At 66.1% G+C, this 14969-nt stretch carries 16 protein-coding genes; 11 read left to right on the top strand and 5 right to left on the bottom strand.

Going from position 1 to position 14969, the window contains the following annotated elements; translation table 11 throughout:
* Positions 1–35: 35 nt before the first annotated feature.
* On the bottom strand, positions 36–602 hold the full coding sequence (locus WAN02_RS01620; protein WP_422262209.1) for a TetR/AcrR family transcriptional regulator: 567 nt from the start codon (positions 600–602) through the stop codon (positions 36–38).
* 40 nt (positions 603–642) lie between these two features.
* Here WAN02_RS01620 and WAN02_RS01625 point away from each other — a divergent pair, with 40 nt between their 5' ends.
* A complete protein-coding gene (locus WAN02_RS01625; RefSeq protein WP_422262211.1) occupies positions 643–1671 on the top strand; it encodes an alcohol dehydrogenase catalytic domain-containing protein in 1029 nt (342 codons plus the stop codon).
* Between the two features lie 84 nt (positions 1672–1755).
* Here WAN02_RS01625 and WAN02_RS01630 read toward each other — a convergent pair whose 3' ends face one another.
* Complete coding sequence (locus WAN02_RS01630; protein WP_422262213.1) at positions 1756–2166, bottom strand: nitroreductase family deazaflavin-dependent oxidoreductase; 411 nt, start codon at positions 2164–2166, stop codon at positions 1756–1758.
* Positions 2167–2249: 83 nt separating this feature from the next.
* On the opposite strand from WAN02_RS01630, the gene hisD reads away from it, so the two are divergent.
* The 9 genes from hisD (at position 2250) to WAN02_RS01675 (ending at position 11108) form a co-directional block, all read left to right on the top strand.
* Positions 2250–3578 carry a histidinol dehydrogenase gene (gene hisD, locus WAN02_RS01635; protein ID WP_422262239.1) on the top strand — a complete coding sequence of 443 codons (1329 nt, stop codon included), beginning with the start codon at positions 2250–2252 and terminating at the stop codon, positions 3576–3578.
* Complete coding sequence (locus WAN02_RS01640; protein WP_422262215.1) at positions 3575–4699, top strand: histidinol-phosphate transaminase; 1125 nt, start codon at positions 3575–3577, stop codon at positions 4697–4699. The genes hisD and WAN02_RS01640 overlap by 4 nt, the downstream gene beginning before the upstream one ends.
* A complete protein-coding gene (gene hisB / locus WAN02_RS01645; RefSeq protein WP_422262217.1) occupies positions 4696–5310 on the top strand; it encodes an imidazoleglycerol-phosphate dehydratase HisB in 615 nt (204 codons plus the stop codon). Before WAN02_RS01640 ends, hisB begins: the two co-directional genes overlap by 4 nt.
* Positions 5307–5927, top strand: coding sequence for an imidazole glycerol phosphate synthase subunit HisH (hisH, locus tag WAN02_RS01650; protein ID WP_422262219.1), 621 nt, complete (start codon positions 5307–5309; stop codon positions 5925–5927). Before hisB ends, hisH begins: the two co-directional genes overlap by 4 nt.
* 1 nt (position 5928) lies before the next feature.
* Complete coding sequence (gene priA, locus WAN02_RS01655; protein WP_422262221.1) at positions 5929–6663, top strand: bifunctional 1-(5-phosphoribosyl)-5-((5-phosphoribosylamino)methylideneamino)imidazole-4-carboxamide isomerase/phosphoribosylanthranilate isomerase PriA; 735 nt, start codon at positions 5929–5931, stop codon at positions 6661–6663.
* A gap of 7 nt (positions 6664–6670) precedes the next feature.
* On the top strand, positions 6671–7471 hold the full coding sequence (locus tag WAN02_RS01660) for an inositol monophosphatase family protein (RefSeq protein WP_422262223.1): 801 nt from the start codon (positions 6671–6673) through the stop codon (positions 7469–7471).
* Positions 7461–8258, top strand: coding sequence for an imidazole glycerol phosphate synthase subunit HisF (gene hisF, locus WAN02_RS01665; RefSeq protein ID WP_422262225.1), 798 nt, complete (start codon positions 7461–7463; stop codon positions 8256–8258). The genes WAN02_RS01660 and hisF overlap by 11 nt, the downstream gene beginning before the upstream one ends.
* Positions 8255–8602, top strand: coding sequence for a phosphoribosyl-AMP cyclohydrolase (gene hisI / locus WAN02_RS01670; RefSeq protein WP_422262227.1), 348 nt, complete (start codon positions 8255–8257; stop codon positions 8600–8602). The genes hisF and hisI overlap by 4 nt, the downstream gene beginning before the upstream one ends.
* 337 nt (positions 8603–8939) lie before the next feature.
* A complete protein-coding gene (locus WAN02_RS01675; RefSeq protein WP_422262229.1) occupies positions 8940–11108 on the top strand; it encodes a putative bifunctional diguanylate cyclase/phosphodiesterase in 2169 nt (722 codons plus the stop codon).
* 1 nt (position 11109) lies between these two features.
* On the opposite strand, the gene WAN02_RS01680 is transcribed toward WAN02_RS01675, so the two are convergent.
* From WAN02_RS01680 to WAN02_RS01690, 3 genes are all read right to left on the bottom strand, one after another.
* Positions 11110–12564, bottom strand: a complete 1455-nt coding sequence (locus WAN02_RS01680; RefSeq protein WP_422262231.1) for a serine/threonine-protein kinase — start codon at positions 12562–12564, stop codon at positions 11110–11112.
* Positions 12565–12643: 79 nt separating this feature from the next.
* Positions 12644–13195 (bottom strand): hypothetical protein, encoded by a 552-nt coding sequence (locus WAN02_RS01685; protein WP_422262233.1) that lies wholly within the window; start codon positions 13193–13195, stop codon positions 12644–12646.
* A 48-nt stretch (positions 13196–13243) separates the two neighbouring features.
* A complete protein-coding gene (locus WAN02_RS01690) occupies positions 13244–13702 on the bottom strand; it encodes a peroxiredoxin (RefSeq protein WP_422262235.1) in 459 nt (152 codons plus the stop codon).
* Positions 13703–13760: 58 nt separating this feature from the next.
* On the opposite strand from WAN02_RS01690, the gene WAN02_RS01695 reads away from it, so the two are divergent.
* The coding region (locus WAN02_RS01695) for an anthranilate synthase component I (protein WP_422262237.1) at positions 13761–14969 on the top strand (1209 nt) is incomplete at its 3' end.

Genomic DNA, 14969 nt, shown 5'->3' on the forward strand with positions numbered 1-14969 from the left:
CGTCTGTCCAGGATAGGCGCGCTGAGCGCCGCGATCTAGCCGCGAAGCAAGCGGCGAGCTGCCGGTTTGGCGGCCTCGAGTGCGGTCACGTCGCCCGCGATACGGGACAAGATCAACGCTCCCTCGATCAACGAAATAACAGCAATAGCAATGCTTTTCGCTTCAGCCGCCGACCAGCCATCGGCGCGCAGTCGCTCTTCCACGGCTGCGCACCAGCCGGCGAAGGCACGTGCCGACGCATCGCGTACCAGTGTGCTGGCATTGACCGACTCGGTGGCGATTGGCTCAATTGGGCAGCCGTCACGCCGGTCCGCAGTCAGTCCGGCGGCCAGCAGCGCAATCCACCGATCGACGATGTCGGCGACCGGCCGGCCACCGGCCAAAAACCTACGCAGCAGTTGCTCGATGGCAACTCCGGTGCCGTCGACGACTGCGGCGGCCAGTTGCTGCTTTCCTTGCGGGAAGTGGTGATACAGCGAACCCGGCTTTACCGCCGCCTCGTCCAGGATCTGGTTGAGCCCGGTCGCTGCGTACCCCTGGCGGCGGAACAGGGTGGCCGCGGTGTCGATCAACGCGGCCCGGCTGCGGTCTGGTCTCGGCACACTGTTGACAATACTTGAGCAATCACTCAAGAATGCTGAGATGAGGCAGCTGACGTTCGAAGAGGCCGGCCGATACGGATGGCGCGACGTCGCCGACCCGGAGATCACCCAGCCGCAGCAAGCGTTGGTCCGACCGCTGGCGGTGGCCTGCTGCGACCTCGACGTCGCGGTCGCGCGTGGCGCGGCGCCGCTGCCGCCTGGATACGCGGTCGGACACGAAGGCATAGCGGAGGTTGTCGCGGTCGGTGACTCCGTGTCGGGGTTCAGGGCGGGTGACCGGGTGGTCGTGCCGTTCCAGATCAGCTGCGGGAGCTGCCGCGAATGCCGCCGCGGTGTGACCAGTTCATGCGGATCGCTCCCGTTGATGGCGATGTACGGGCTGGGCCCGCTGGCCGGCCTGGACGGTGGCGGATTCATGTCCGATGTGGTGCTCGTGCCGTACGCCGACGCGATGTTGGTTCCGCTGCCGCAGACCGTCGACCCGATCGCCGTCGCCTCGCTTTCGGACAACATCCCCGACGGCTGGCGCGCGATCGGCCCGTTCAGGGCCGAACTGGCCGGCCTCGAGCCGGTCGATCGCCGGGTGCTGGTGATCGGCAGGCTGTCGATCGGGATGTATGCGGCTGCGCTTGCCGCGGCACTCGGCTGGCACGTCGATTACGTCGACACCGACCCGGGCCGACTCGCCGCGGTGGAGAAACTCGGCGCAGTCGTTCACGACGCTGCCAAGCCGGACAAATCCTGGGACCCGTACCCGGTCACCGTGCACACCACCGGTGATCCGGCTCTGTTGACGGCGGCGCTACGCGCGACCTGGCCTGACGGCGTGTGCACCGACACCGGGATCTACTTCCAGCCGACCGTCGAGATGCCGATGCTGCGGACCTACACGCGCGGTGTGCGTTTTAACACCGGGCGGGTCAGCGCCCGTGCGGTCATCCCGGAGATTCTGGACGTATTGGCCGGTGGATGCGACCTGCTGCCGGTCGTCGACCGCGTCGTGCCGTGGGAGGACGCGCCATCGGCCTGGCCGACGATGGGCGGCAAGACCGTCTTCACCCGGATCTAGCCGGACGATCCTTCATGAGACAGCGGTGAGGGTTGTGAATTGTCGAGATGCACAACCCTGGATGCTCTCTCGCGACGAGACGGTCTAGGCGATGTCGCCGACGAAGACCGCGACCCGGCCGATCTGCTGGCGGGCGAAGAAAGGCAGCCCCGTGCCGTCGCTACCGGGAGGCAGCACCCGCGGGTTGGTGATGTGCACGTCCTTGCGGATGAAGTGCACGTCCGCTTCGCCCGCAGCCAGCACGTTTTTGACCCAATCGGTCTTGCCGTGGGCCAGTCCGATCGCCAGCACGTTGCCCTTGCGGTAGGCGGTGACGATGGTTTCGTACTGCTTGCCGGAGGTGCGGCCACGGTGCTTGATCACTGAGAATGTCGGAAGGTAGCGCGCGATCGGCTTGACCAACGGGTTGAAGTACTTGGTTTGGAAGTTCTCAAACCAGACCGGGAAGATCATCGGGATGCCCGGGGCGTTGTTGGGATGGTCCTTTCGGGACATGGCGACTCCGTTTTCGTCGGGTGCGGTCACACTACCGGTCCGATATGCAGTTGCTCTGCTCTGGGACAATGGTTGACGTGACTGTGATGGCGCGTATCGATCTGCGGGGCGCAGACTTGTCCACCGCCCGGCTGCGGGCGGCCTTGCCCCGCGGCGGAGTGGACGTGGAGGCCGCCCTGTCGACGGTGCGACCGATCGTCGACGCGGTCGCCGATCGCGGCGCGGAGGCCGCGCTGGACTACGGCGAATCGTTCGATGGGGTGCGCCCGCCGACGGTCCGAGTACCCAGTGCGGAGTTGGACGCCGCGCTGGCCGGTCTGGACCGCGATGTCCGGGCCGCGCTCGAGGTGGCGATCGAACGCACCCGCGCGGTGCATGCCGACCAGCGGCGGTCCGATGTGACGACGACGCTCGGGCCTGGCGCCACCGTCACCGAGCGGTGGGTTCCGGTCGACCGTGTCGGGCTGTACGTGCCCGGCGGGAATGCGGTGTACCCGTCGAGCGTGGTGATGAACGTGGTGCCGGCGCAGGCCGCCGGTGTCGGCTCGCTGGTGGTGGCCAGCCCGCCGCAGGCCCGGTCGCAAGGCCGGTTCATCGGCTCGCCGCACCCAACCATCTTGGCCGCTGCGCGGCTGCTCGGTGTCGACGAGGTATGGGCGGTCGGCGGGGCCCAGGCGGTGGCGCTGATGGCTTACGGCGGCGTCGACACCGACGGCGGTGAACTGCTTCCCGTCGACATGATCACCGGCCCCGGCAACATCTACGTCACTGCGGCCAAACGACTCTGTCGCTCGCGGGTGGGCATCGACGCCGAAGCAGGGCCGACCGAGATCGCGATCCTGGCCGATGACACCGCCGACCCGGCGCACGTCGCCGCCGATCTGATCAGCCAGGCCGAGCACGATGAAATGGCCGCCAGCGTCCTGGTGACACCCAGCGCCGAGCTCGCCGACGCCGCCGACACCGAGTTGGCCGCCCAACTGCAAACCACCGTGCACCGTCAACGCGTGACGACCGCGCTTGCCGGACGGCAGTCGGCTATCATCCTGGTCGACGACATCGACGCCGGTATCCGCACCGTCAACGCCTACGCCGCAGAACATTTGGAGATCCAGACGGCAGACTCGGACAAGGTTGCTGCCCAGATCCGTTCCGCCGGTGCCATCTTCGTCGGGCCGTATTCACCGGTCAGCCTCGGCGACTACTGCGCGGGTTCCAACCACGTGCTGCCCACCGCGGGCAGCGCCGCGCACTCCAGCGGCCTGTCGGTGCAGACCTTCCTGCGGGGCATCCACGTCGTCGACTACACCGAGGCGGCGCTCAAAGACGTTTCAGGGCACGTGATCACGCTCGCCGATGCCGAAGACCTGCCCGCGCACGGTGAGGCGATACGGCGGAGGTTCGAGCGATGACCAACCGGCCCTCGCTCGACGACCTCTCGCTGCGCCAAGATCTGCGCGGCAAGTCGCCCTACGGCGCACCGCAGCTGGCGGTGCCGGTGCGGCTGAACACCAACGAGAACCCGCACCCACCCAGCACGGCGCTGGTCGAGGACGTCGTCGCCTCGGTGGCCGAGGTGGCCGTCGACCTGCACCGCTATCCGGACCGCGACGCTGTGGCCCTGCGCGCCGACCTGGCCGCTTACCTCAGTGTGCAGACCGGGATCCGGCTCGGTGTTGAAAACCTCTGGGCAGCCAACGGATCCAACGAGGTTCTGCAGCAGCTGCTGCAGGCCTTCGGCGGTCCCGGTAGAAGCGCGATCGGCTTCGTGCCGTCGTATTCGATGCACCCGATCATCTCCGACAGCACCCGCACCGAATGGATCCAGACGGCTCGCGCCGCGGACTTCAGCCTCGACGCCGATGCCGCGGTCGCGGCGATCGTCGAGCGCCGGCCAGACGTGGTGTTCGTCACCAGCCCGAATAACCCTACAGGACAGAGTGTTTCGCTGGCTGACCTGCGACGGCTGCTCGATGTGACGCCCGGCATCCTGATCGTCGATGAAGCCTACGGCGAGTTCTCCGCGCAACCCAGCGCGGTCGCGCTGGTCGAGGAGTACCCGACCAAGCTCGTCGTGAGCCGCACCATGAGCAAGGCCTTTGCCTTCGCCGGCGGGCGGCTGGGTTACCTGGTGGCCACGCCGGCGGTGATCGAGGCGATGCTGCTGGTTCGGCTGCCGTATCACCTGTCCGCGCCCACCCAGGCCGCGGCCCGGGCGGCGCTGCGGCACGCCGACGACACGCTCGGCAGCGTTGCGACGCTGATCGCCGAACGGGAACGGGTGACAACGGCGTTGAGCGGCATGGGGTTTCAGGTCGTTCCCAGCGACGCCAACTTCGTGCTGTTCGGCCGGTTCGCCGACGCGCCCGCCACCTGGCAGCGCTACCTCGACGCCGGTGTGCTGATCCGCGACGTGGGCATTCCCGAATACCTGCGCACGACGATCGGGCTGGCCGACGAGAACGACGCATTCCTGGCGGCCAGCGCTGAGCTGGCTGTCACCGAGTTGGCCCAGCCCTTAGGAGCGTCATGACCGCCGGTCGCCGCGCACGCGTTGAGCGCACCACCAAGGAATCCGAGATTGTGGTCGAGCTCGACCTCGATGGCACCGGAGTCGTTCATGTCGACACGGGTGTCCCGTTCTACGACCACATGTTGACCGCGCTGGGCAGCCACGCCAGCTTCGATCTGACTGTGCGCGCCAAAGGTGACGTCGAGATCGAAGCGCACCACACCATCGAGGACACCGCGATCGTGCTCGGTCAGGCGCTGGGCCAGGCGCTCGGCGACAAAAGGGGCATTCGCCGGTTCGGCGACGCCTTCATCCCGATGGACGAGACGTTGGCGCACGCCATCGTCGACGTCTCTGGCCGGCCGTACTGCGTGCATACCGGCGAGCCGGATCACCTGCGGCACACAACGATTGCCGGCAGCACGGTGCCGTATCACACCGTGATCAACCGGCATGTGTTCGAGACGCTGGCGAACAATGCGCGCATCGCGTTGCACGTCCGCGTCCTCTACGGTCGAGACCCGCACCACATCACCGAGGCCCAGTACAAGGCCGTGGCCCGGGCACTCCGGCAGGCGGTCGAGACCGACCCCCGAGTGTCCGGTGTGCCGTCCACCAAAGGCACTCTGTGAGAAGTAAATCCGTGGTGGTGCTGGACTACGGCTCCGGCAACCTGCGTTCGGCTCAGCGTGCGCTGCAGCGCGTCGGCGCCGAGGTCGAGGTGACGGCCGACCTTGAAGCAGCCGCGGCGGCCGACGGGTTGGTGGTGCCGGGCGTCGGCGCGTTCGAGGCGTGCATGACCGGGCTGCGTGGGATCAACGGCGAGCGGGTGATCGCCGAGCGGATTGTCGCCGGGCGGCCGGTGCTGGGCGTCTGCGTCGGCATGCAGATCTTGTTCGCCCGCGGCGTCGAGTTCGGCGTCGAGAGCGACGGGTGCGGGCAGTGGCCGGGCGCGGTGACTAGGTTGGATGCGCCGGTGATTCCGCACATGGGATGGAACGTGGTCGCAGCCGCGCCGGGCAGTGCGCTGTTCAAGGGCCTGGACGCCGATGCGCGGTTCTATTTCGTGCACTCCTACGCCGCACAGCGGTGGGAAGGCGGGTCCGAGGCGCTGTTGACGTGGGCCACGCACGGGGTGCCGTTCCTGGCTGCCGTGGAGGATGGTCCGCTGGCCGCCACCCAGTTTCATCCGGAGAAGAGCGGGGATGCTGGAGCGGCCGTATTGAGCAATTGGGTTGAGGGGTTATGACGTGCCGTTGATTTTGTTGCCCGCCGTCGACGTCGTCGAGGGGCGGGCCGTGCGCTTGGTGCAGGGCCGCGCCGGCAGTGAAACCGAGTACGGCTCGGCGCTGGACGCTGCGCTGACCTGGCAACGCGACGGCGCCGAATGGGTGCACCTGGTCGACCTGGACGCGGCGTTCGGTCGTGGCTCCAATCGCGAACTGTTGGCAGAGGTCGTCGGCAAGCTCGACGTGCGTGTCGAATTGTCCGGCGGTATTCGTGACGACGAGTCGCTGGCGGCCGCGCTCGCGACCGGCTGTGCCCGAGTCAATCTCGGGACGGCCGCGCTGGAAAACCCGACGTGGTGTGCCCAGGCGATCGCCGATCACGGCGACAAAGTCGCGGTAGGTCTGGACGTGCAGATCGTCGACGGTGATCACCGGCTGCGCGGCCGCGGCTGGGAGACCGACGGCGGCGACCTGTGGGAAGTGCTGGAACGCCTTGACGGCGAAGGCTGTTCGCGGTTCGTCGTCACCGACGTCACCAAAGACGGCACGTTGACCGGACCCAATCTCGACTTGCTGCGCACCGTCGCCGAGCGCACCGATGTTCCGGTGATCGCCTCCGGTGGTGTGTCCAGCCTCGATGATCTGCGTGCCATCGCGACGCTGACCGCCAGTGGCGTGGAGGGCGCGATCGTCGGTAAGGCGCTTTACGCCGGACGATTCACCTTGCCGCAGGCGCTGTCAGCGGTGGCGGGTTAGGGCCGCAATGGATCTCGACGCGCTGGTGGCCGAGGCGTCGGCGATCCTGGACGTCGCCGCGAAGCCTTTCGTCGCCGGCCATCGAGCGGATTCCGCGGTCAGCAAGCGAGGGGACGATTTCGCCACCACGGTCGATCTGGCCATCGAACGCCAAGTGGTCGACGCGCTGGTGTCGGCGACGGGAATCCCGGTGCACGGCGAGGAGTTCGGTGGCGCCGATCTCGACTCGCCGTGGGTCTGGATCCTCGACCCCGTCGATGGAACGTTCAACTACGCCGCCGGATCGCCGATGGCCGCGATACTGCTGGGCCTGCTGCACGACGGCGATCCAGTGGTGGGGTTGACCTGGTTGCCGTTCATGAACGAGCGCTACGCGGCGGTGTCGGGCGGTCCGGTGATGAAAAATGGTGTGCCGCAACCACCATTGGCTCACGCCGACCTGAACCACGCGATCGTCGGTGTCGGAACCTTCAACGCCGACTCGCGCGGCCGGTTCCCCGGGCGCTATCGGGTGGCGGTGCTCGAAGAGCTCAGCCGGGTCTCGTCGCGGATGCGGATGCACGGTGCCACCGGCATCGATCTCGCCTATGTCGCCGACGGGGTTCTGGGCGGCTCCATCAGTTTCGGTCATCACGTGTGGGATCACGCCGCCGGTGTGGCGCTGGTCCGGGCCGCGGGCGGCGTCGTCACCAACCTGGCCGGCGACGAGTGGACCCCCGCTTCGCGCTCGGCATTGGCCGCCGCCCCCGGCGTGCACACCCAGCTACTCGAGATGCTGCAAACGGTAGGACTGCCGGATGAGTACTGAATCCAGTTGCGGCACCAGCCTTGCCGTGCGTGTCATCCCATGCCTGGACGTCGACGCCGGTCGAGTGGTCAAGGGCGTCAACTTCGAAAACCTCCGCGACGCCGGCGATCCGGTGGAACTCGCCGCCGCCTATGACGCCGAAGGGGCCGACGAGCTGACCTTTCTCGACGTGACGGCGTCGTCGTCGGGACGGGCCACCATGCTCGAGGTGGTCCGCCGCACCGCCGAGCAGGTGTTCATCCCGCTGACCGTCGGCGGTGGTGTGCGAACGGTCGCCGACGTCGATGTGCTGCTGCGGGCCGGAGCCGACAAAGTATCGATCAACACCGCCGCGATCGCGCGACCGGAACTGCTGGCCGAGATGGCGGCCCAATTCGGTTCGCAGTGCATCGTGCTGTCGGTCGACGCCCGGACCGTGCCGGCGGGCTCGGCACCCACGCCATCGGGCTGGGAAGTGACCACCCACGGCGGACGGCGCGGCACCGGCATCGACGCCGTCGAATGGGCGGCCCGCGGCGCCGAGCTGGGTGTCGGGGAGATCCTGCTCAACTCGATGGACGCCGACGGCACCCGGGCCGGGTTCGATCTGCCGATGCTGCGGGCGGTCCGGTCGGCGGTGACAGTCCCGGTGATTGCCAGCGGCGGCGCCGGCTCGGCCGACCATTTCGCGCCGGCGGTGGTTGCGGGCGCCGATGCGGTGCTCGCTGCCAGCGTGTTCCACTTCCGGCAGTTGACCATCGGCCAGGTGAAACAAGCCATGGCCGCAGAAGGGATCACTGTGCGATGACGCTTGATCCCGATATCGCGGCACGACTCAAGCGCAACGCCGACGGCCTCTTCACCGCGATCGTGCAGGAGCGCAGCAGCGGCGACGTGTTGATGGTCGCGTGGATGGACGACGAGGCACTGGCCCGCACACTGGAGACCCGCGAGGGCACCTATTTCTCGAGGTCCCGCGGCGAGCAGTGGGTCAAAGGCGCCACCTCCGGCCACACCCAGCGGGTGCACTCGGTAAGGCTGGACTGCGACGGTGACGCGGTGCTGCTGGTGGTGGACCAGGTCGGCGGCGCATGTCATACCGGCGACCACAGCTGCTTCGATGCCGACGTGTTGCTGGAACCGGACAGTTAATTCAGTTTCTGAAATACATAGTCGTAATCGCCGCTGTTGCACACGCGTCAGTTGTCTGGTCGCCGACACGCCGGCAAACGCGCGACGATCTGCATCGATGTCACCGCGAACTGCCAGCAGTTTTGCTAGCTTGCAGACAACAAAAGCACGGGGGAGAAAGACCATAAGTTCAGGGGCGGGATCACCGACGGCGCTTTCACGCGTCCTCCGTATCGCCGCGGTCCCCACCGCGGCGTTCCTTGCGTTCGCCATCTGGTGGCTCGCGGGATGGGGTGGCCCGTCAACGATGCGCGTGCTGGTAGTCGTTGGAGGGCTCGGATTCCCAACGTTCGCCGCAGTGAGCGCTGGGTTTGCCGCCCAACGAACCCACGGCCGACATCGACGGGCGTGGGTGTACATGACCATCGGGCTGGCCGCCTGGACGCTTAGTGAGTTCGTGGTGATTTATCACCGAGTCTGGATCGGTAGTGCCCGCCCCTTGTACCCATCGGTGGCAAACGCCGGGTTCTTGCTATTTCCGCTGGCAGCCTGCATAGCGCTGCTGGTCTTTCCGGCCGGTAATCCGGGCAGCAATAGGTTCCGGATTGTGTTGGATGGCGCAATCGTCGCCACAGCGCTCTTCGTCGTGGCCTGGGTGGTGGTGCTGCGCCAGGCGTACGCCGCCACAGGAGTAAAAAACTCCGCCGCGATCGTGTCGCTGGCCTATCCGGTGTTCGAGGTCTTGACCGTCACCGTGGCGGTTTTGGTGCTCGCCCGAGCGCACGCCCGTTGGCGTGTGATGGTGAGCCTGGTGACGATGGGCCTGACAATTATCGCCACGTCCGGCGCCGCGTATGAGTACCTGTTTGCGCATAACAAATACGCCTTTGACAACCCTGTAGGTCTCGGCTGGTCGGCGGGGGTGGTGCTGGTGGGAATCGCCGCGCTCACCTGTCCGCGGGAGCTGCCCGACGCGCGGCCGGACCCGTCGGCCTCGGTGACCCCGATCTCGTCGTGGCTGCCCTACATTTCCCTGGCCATCGCCGGTGGCCTCGAACTCGTCGCGTTCCGCAGCATCTTGAAATCCGACCCCGCGTTCGCCGTAGTGCCGTGGCTGGTAGTCGCCGTGCTGGCCCGCCAATTCATGGTGGTCGCCGAAAACCGGCGGCTTGCGCACAGCGTGTCCCATCACGCGCTGCGCGACCCACTGACCAACCTGGGCAACCGAGTCTTGTTCCGTGACCGGCTTGACCACGCGATCCAGCTCTATCACCGCGACCAGCGTTCCGTCGCAGTCCTTTCCATTGATATCGACGACTTCAAACTGATCAACGACAACTTGGGCCATGCCGCCGGCGACGCGCTACTGGTGCAAGCCGCACAACGACTGCTCAGCTGCGTGCGTAGCGGTGACACCGTGGCGCGACTCGGCGGCGACGAATTCGCGGTACTCATCGAGGACGCCGGGGAGAATGCGCATCTGATCGTCTACCAGATCATCGAGGCGTTCGAGCGACCGTTCAGCGCTGGCGGCGAAGTCATCTTCATGCGACCCACGGCAGGACTCGCGGTCGCCGGCCTCAACGACCCGGAACTGCGCGCGGCCGATTTGCTCAAACAGGCTGAGAGTGCAATGGCTTCGGCCAAACAACTCGGCGGTGGCCTGCAAACCTTCAGCGCCGACACTCATTTCAGGGACAATGCACTGGGACTTTCCGCAGCCGATATTCATCTGTCACGGGGCGGATTGGTTGAGGTGCGGCTGCTGAGCGACCTGCGCCAGGCCATCAGTCATCGTGCGCTGACCGTGCTGTACCAGCCGAAGGTAGACCTGCAGACCACACACGTGGTGGGCGCGGAGGCACTGGCTCGGTGGCCGCATCCGGTATTGGGAATGGTGCTGCCTCACCAGTTTCTGCCGCTGGTGCGCCAGCACGGCCTGATGCGCACTTTCACCGATGTCGTCTTGGACCAGGCACTCTGCGACGCCGCGCAGTGGCGGCGGCGGGGGATAGACGTACCAGTCGCCGTCAACCTGTTTCCCCCACTGGTCGGAGACATCAATTTGCCGGGCCATATCTTTGATGCGTTGGAACGACACGAGTTACCGGGCGACTCGTTGATCGTCGAAATCACCGAAGACCTGCTTCTGGATGACATCGACCGGACACGGAAAGTGCTGGAAGCGCTGCGGGAGCGCAGTATTCAGGTTGCGCTCGACGATTTCGGCAGCGGGTATTCGGCCTTGACCTACCTGCGCAAGCTGCCTATCGATGAAGTCAAGGTCGACTACGACCTGATTGGGCACGTCCTGGCCGATCCGCGCGCCGACGCAATTGTGCGGGCTGTCATCCACTTGTCGCACGCGCTGAATGTGACAACCGTTGCCGAGGGCGTCGAGAACGCGGAAACCGCGACGTGGTTGCGGGACCGGGGATGCGAAGTCGGGCAGGGCATCCTCTACAGCCCGCCCATCACCGGCCAGGCGGTGATGGAGCTGCTCTCGTCGTCGCCGGCAGCGAGATGATCTAGGCGGTGGCTTCCAGTCCGTTGGCCGCGGCTACCGCCGCGCGCGCCCACTCGTTGTGGTGTACGGCGGGCGCAATCCGCTCTTTGCGGATCAGTTCTGCGTTGACGCGAGTTCCGCCGGTGCCGTTGGTCATGATTGCCGGCGGCCGAAAAGCGAAGGTGTGGTTGGCGGTATCGACCGCCAACAGGCCGTCAATATCGGTGAACCCGTTGGCGCGCATGGTGTCTTCGGCCCAGCGGGCCGGCGTGCGACCGGAGAAATCGTCGACATAGGCGACCCAGAGGTGCACGTTGTGTCGGGTGTACAGCTTCGACAGGGCGCCCTCCACTGCGGTACGCCCCATGGCGGTCAGCTTTTCGGAGGGATCGGTGATGTACCGGGTCAGCTGAACGGGCGTCGCGGCGCCAGCGGCCGACTCGGTTGCCCTGTGCCGCAGGACGTTTACGCCGATCAGCCCTGCCAGCGTCAGCAGGACCAGGGTCGCGACAACGGACAGCAGCACCGCTGGCCGCACTCTGCGGCGCCCGGGCTTGGCCGGTGCGGCCTGCGTCGGCACGGAGACCTGCCGGGTGGGGCTGCCGGCCGCGGCGCCGGCGACGGTGTCGGCCACACCGACACCCGGTCGGCCGGTCAGGGCAGTCGCGAATTCCGAACAACTCGAAAAGCGGGTCGCAGGATCTTTCGCCAAGACTTTGGAGATGGCGGCGTTGAGGTCGACCAGGTCGGGCCGTCGCTCGCCGATCAGGGGCGGTGGCGCTGAGAGGTGCTGGGAGATCACCACCGCCGCGTTGGAATTGTCGTAAGGCGCTGCTCCGGTGAGCAGATGAAAAGCGGTGCAGCCCAATGCGTATTGGTCGGCTCGTCCGTCGATGCCTTTACCGAGGAGTTGTTCGGGCGCGGCGTAGGCCGTCGTTCCCATCACCATGTTGGTAGCGGTCAGACCGCTGATGTCGCCGACCTGTCGGGCAATGCCGAAGTCGGCCAGCATGATCCGCCGTCCCTTGCCACCAGTTTCGGCCAGCAGGATGTTGGCGGGCTTGATGTCGCGGTGCAGTAATCCGCGTTGATGTGCATAGTCCAGCGCGTCGGCGACGGCGTTGATGGTGTCGAATGCGAGCGCTTTCGGCATTCCGGAGGGATACCGGCCGCGCAACAGTTGGGCGGCGTCGGTTCCCTCGACGTAGTCCATCGACAGCCACAGCTGTCCCTCGAATTCACCGCGGTCGTGCACAGCGACGATGTGGGGATGCCATAACTCGGCAGCGATTTCTGCTTCGCGGCTCAACCGCTGCCGGTACTCGGAGTCCGCGGTCAGCGCGGCCGGCAAGACCTTGAGGGCGTCGCGGCGGGGCAGCCGTGGATGCTGCGCGAGATAGACCTCGCCCATGCCGCCGGTTCCCAGCCGCCGGATGATGGTGTATCCGGCGAACACGTCCCCGTTATTCAGCGGCATGACAGCATGCTACAAACGCGACCGTCCCCTACGAGCGCAGCGGCTGCCAATTGGGGATGTGTCGCCTACATGAACGTTGCTAGCCTACGGTCTCCATTGATTCCCCGTGGCCAGGTAGGCCTTGAGTCTGAGGTTTGTAGTCACACTGGGTACGGATGCCATGCCCGTCCACGTTGCCCCAGTCGACCTTTGCTACATCCGCACGGTCGCAGGTCAGCGTGAAATAGATCGCAGTTCGCTTGCTGCTCTCGGAAGTGCGTACCGGACCCCGCACCGTGACTGTGCCGCTCTGGAATTGCGGATCAGCGAATAGCGCCCTCCACATCTGCGCGGTCGGCGAGAACAATTGGTCATCCGCCGCGGTCTCCTTGTGAAAAACCGTGCCGCTGGGCTCTTGGACGGTGTAGTTGATGGTGCAGGTCGTCCGCCCGGTGCACACGACGTCCGGCGAGCCCTCGATCTGCGTGGCAAATCGGTTGCCTCCGACCGCTTCTTGGACAAGCTTCGCTACCTCACTATTGCCCACGGTGAACGATTGGGGAGCGGAATAACGAGGCGGGGACGAGCACCCGACCAACAACGCGAGTGCCGCAACGGATAGCGACACTTCGCCGACGCTACGGTTTGCCATTACGAGAGAATATGGATTCCTCGAATGGGGGATAAGGACTGCGCGGAGTTACTTACGGGATTTTAGCGTCTGCAACGCCTTGTCGGCGTGAGTGTCCATGCTCAGTTCGCTGGAGATCACATCAAGCACCTTGCGATTGGTGTCAATGACGAAGGTGGTGCGTTTGACCGGGATCAGCTTGCCCAAAAGCCCGCGCTTGACCCCGAATTGGTTCGCGATCGCGCCGTCGGTGTCGGACAGCAACGGGTAGTCGAAACTCTGCGTTTCGGCGAATTTCGCCTGCTTTTCGACGGGATCGACGCTGATGCCGACGCGGCTTGCTCCGACGGCCGCGAACTCTTGAGCCAAGTCTCGGAAGTGGCAGGCTTCCTTGGTGCACCCTGGCGTCATCGCTGCCGGGTAGAAGAACAACACGACAGGCCCGTCGGACAGCAGCGCGCTCAGCTTGCGTGGGGTGCCAGTTTGGTCGGGAAGTTCGAAGTCAGCCACGGTGTCACCGGTTTTCATGGCCGTCACGCTACGCCAGTGCGATCGGAGTCGATCCGCCATCTGGGAAGATGGCTGGGTGCAAGCCAACCTCGCCGCCGCCACCACGTCGCGGGAGCATTTCCGCGCGCTGGCCGCCGAGCATCGGGTGGTGCCGGTGACCCGCAAGGTGCTGGCCGACGCCGAGACTCCGCTGTCGGCGTACCGCAAACTCGCCGACAACCGGCCCGGCACTTTCCTGCTCGAGTCGGCCGAGAATGGTCGGTCGTGGTCTCGGTGGTCGTTCATCGGTGCCGGCGCGCCATCGGCGTTGACGGTGCGTGACGGCCAAGCGGTATGGCTGGGCGCGGTGCCGCACGACGCGCCGACCGGCGGCGATCCGCTCCAGGCGCTGCACGAAACGCTGGAGCTGCTGGCCACGGCCGCGCTGCCCGGTTTGCCGCCACTGTCCGGCGGGATGGTCGGGTTCTTTGCCTACGACCTGGTGCGACGGCTGGAGCGGCTGCCGGAGATCGCCGTCGACGACCTCAACCTGCCGGACATGCTGCTGCTGTTGGCCACCGATCTGGCGGCCGTCGACCACCACGAGGGCACGATCACGCTGATCGCCAACGCGGTGAACTGGAACGGCACTGACGAACGTGTCGACGAGGCCTACGACGACGCGATCGCGCGATTGGACGTGATGACCGCCGCGCTGGGGCAACACTTGCCGTCGACCGTGGCGACGTTCACCAGACCCGAGCCGGTCCACCGTTCCCAACGCACGATTCAGGAGTACGACGCGATCGTCGACCGTCTGGTCGGTGAAATCGAGCGCGGCGAGGCATTCCAGGTGGTGCCGTCGCAGCGTTTCGAGATGGATACCCACGTCGAGGCGATCGACGTGTACCGGATGCTGCGGGTGTCCAACCCCAGCCCGTACATGTATCTCCTGCATGTCCCGAATGATGAAGGGGGAACGGCATTTTCGATCGCCGGTTCCAGCCCGGAAGCACTCGTGACCGTGCAGGACCGGTCTGCGACGACGCACCCGATCGCTGGAACCAGATGGCGCGGTGACACCGATGAAGAGGATCAGCTGCTGGGAAAGGAGCTGCTGGCCGACGAGAAGGAACGCGCCGAACACCTGATGCTGGTCGACCTGGGCCGCAACGACCTGGGCCGAGTGTGCGTGCCCGGCAGCGTTCGGGTCGAGGACTACAGCCACGTCGAGCGGTACAGCCACGTCATGCATCTGGTCTCCACGGTCACCGGGATGCTCGCGGAGGGGCGCACCGCCCTGGAC

The sequence above is a fragment of the Mycobacterium sp. genome, assembly GCF_049281135.1.
GTDB lineage: Bacteria > Actinomycetota > Actinomycetes > Mycobacteriales > Mycobacteriaceae > Mycobacterium.

What these genes read in the sequence shown, in the direction of transcription:
- WAN02_RS01625 (WP_422262211.1), top strand. Translation starts at nt 643, where the DNA reads ATGAGGCAGCTGACGTTCGAAGAGGCCGGCCGATACGGATGGCGCGAC.
- WAN02_RS01630 (WP_422262213.1), bottom strand. Translation starts at nt 2,166, where the DNA reads ATGTCCCGAAAGGACCATCCCAACAACGCCCCGGGCATCCCGATGATC.
- WAN02_RS01640 (WP_422262215.1), top strand. Translation starts at nt 3,575, where the DNA reads ATGACCAACCGGCCCTCGCTCGACGACCTCTCGCTGCGCCAAGATCTG.
- hisB (WP_422262217.1), top strand. Translation starts at nt 4,696, where the DNA reads ATGACCGCCGGTCGCCGCGCACGCGTTGAGCGCACCACCAAGGAATCC.
- WAN02_RS01660 (WP_422262223.1), top strand. Translation starts at nt 6,671, where the DNA reads ATGGATCTCGACGCGCTGGTGGCCGAGGCGTCGGCGATCCTGGACGTC.
- hisF (WP_422262225.1), top strand. Translation starts at nt 7,461, where the DNA reads ATGAGTACTGAATCCAGTTGCGGCACCAGCCTTGCCGTGCGTGTCATC.
- hisI (WP_422262227.1), top strand. Translation starts at nt 8,255, where the DNA reads ATGACGCTTGATCCCGATATCGCGGCACGACTCAAGCGCAACGCCGAC.
- WAN02_RS01680 (WP_422262231.1), bottom strand. Translation starts at nt 12,564, where the DNA reads ATGCCGCTGAATAACGGGGACGTGTTCGCCGGATACACCATCATCCGG.
- WAN02_RS01685 (WP_422262233.1), bottom strand. Translation starts at nt 13,195, where the DNA reads ATGGCAAACCGTAGCGTCGGCGAAGTGTCGCTATCCGTTGCGGCACTC.
- WAN02_RS01690 (WP_422262235.1), bottom strand. Translation starts at nt 13,702, where the DNA reads ATGAAAACCGGTGACACCGTGGCTGACTTCGAACTTCCCGACCAAACT.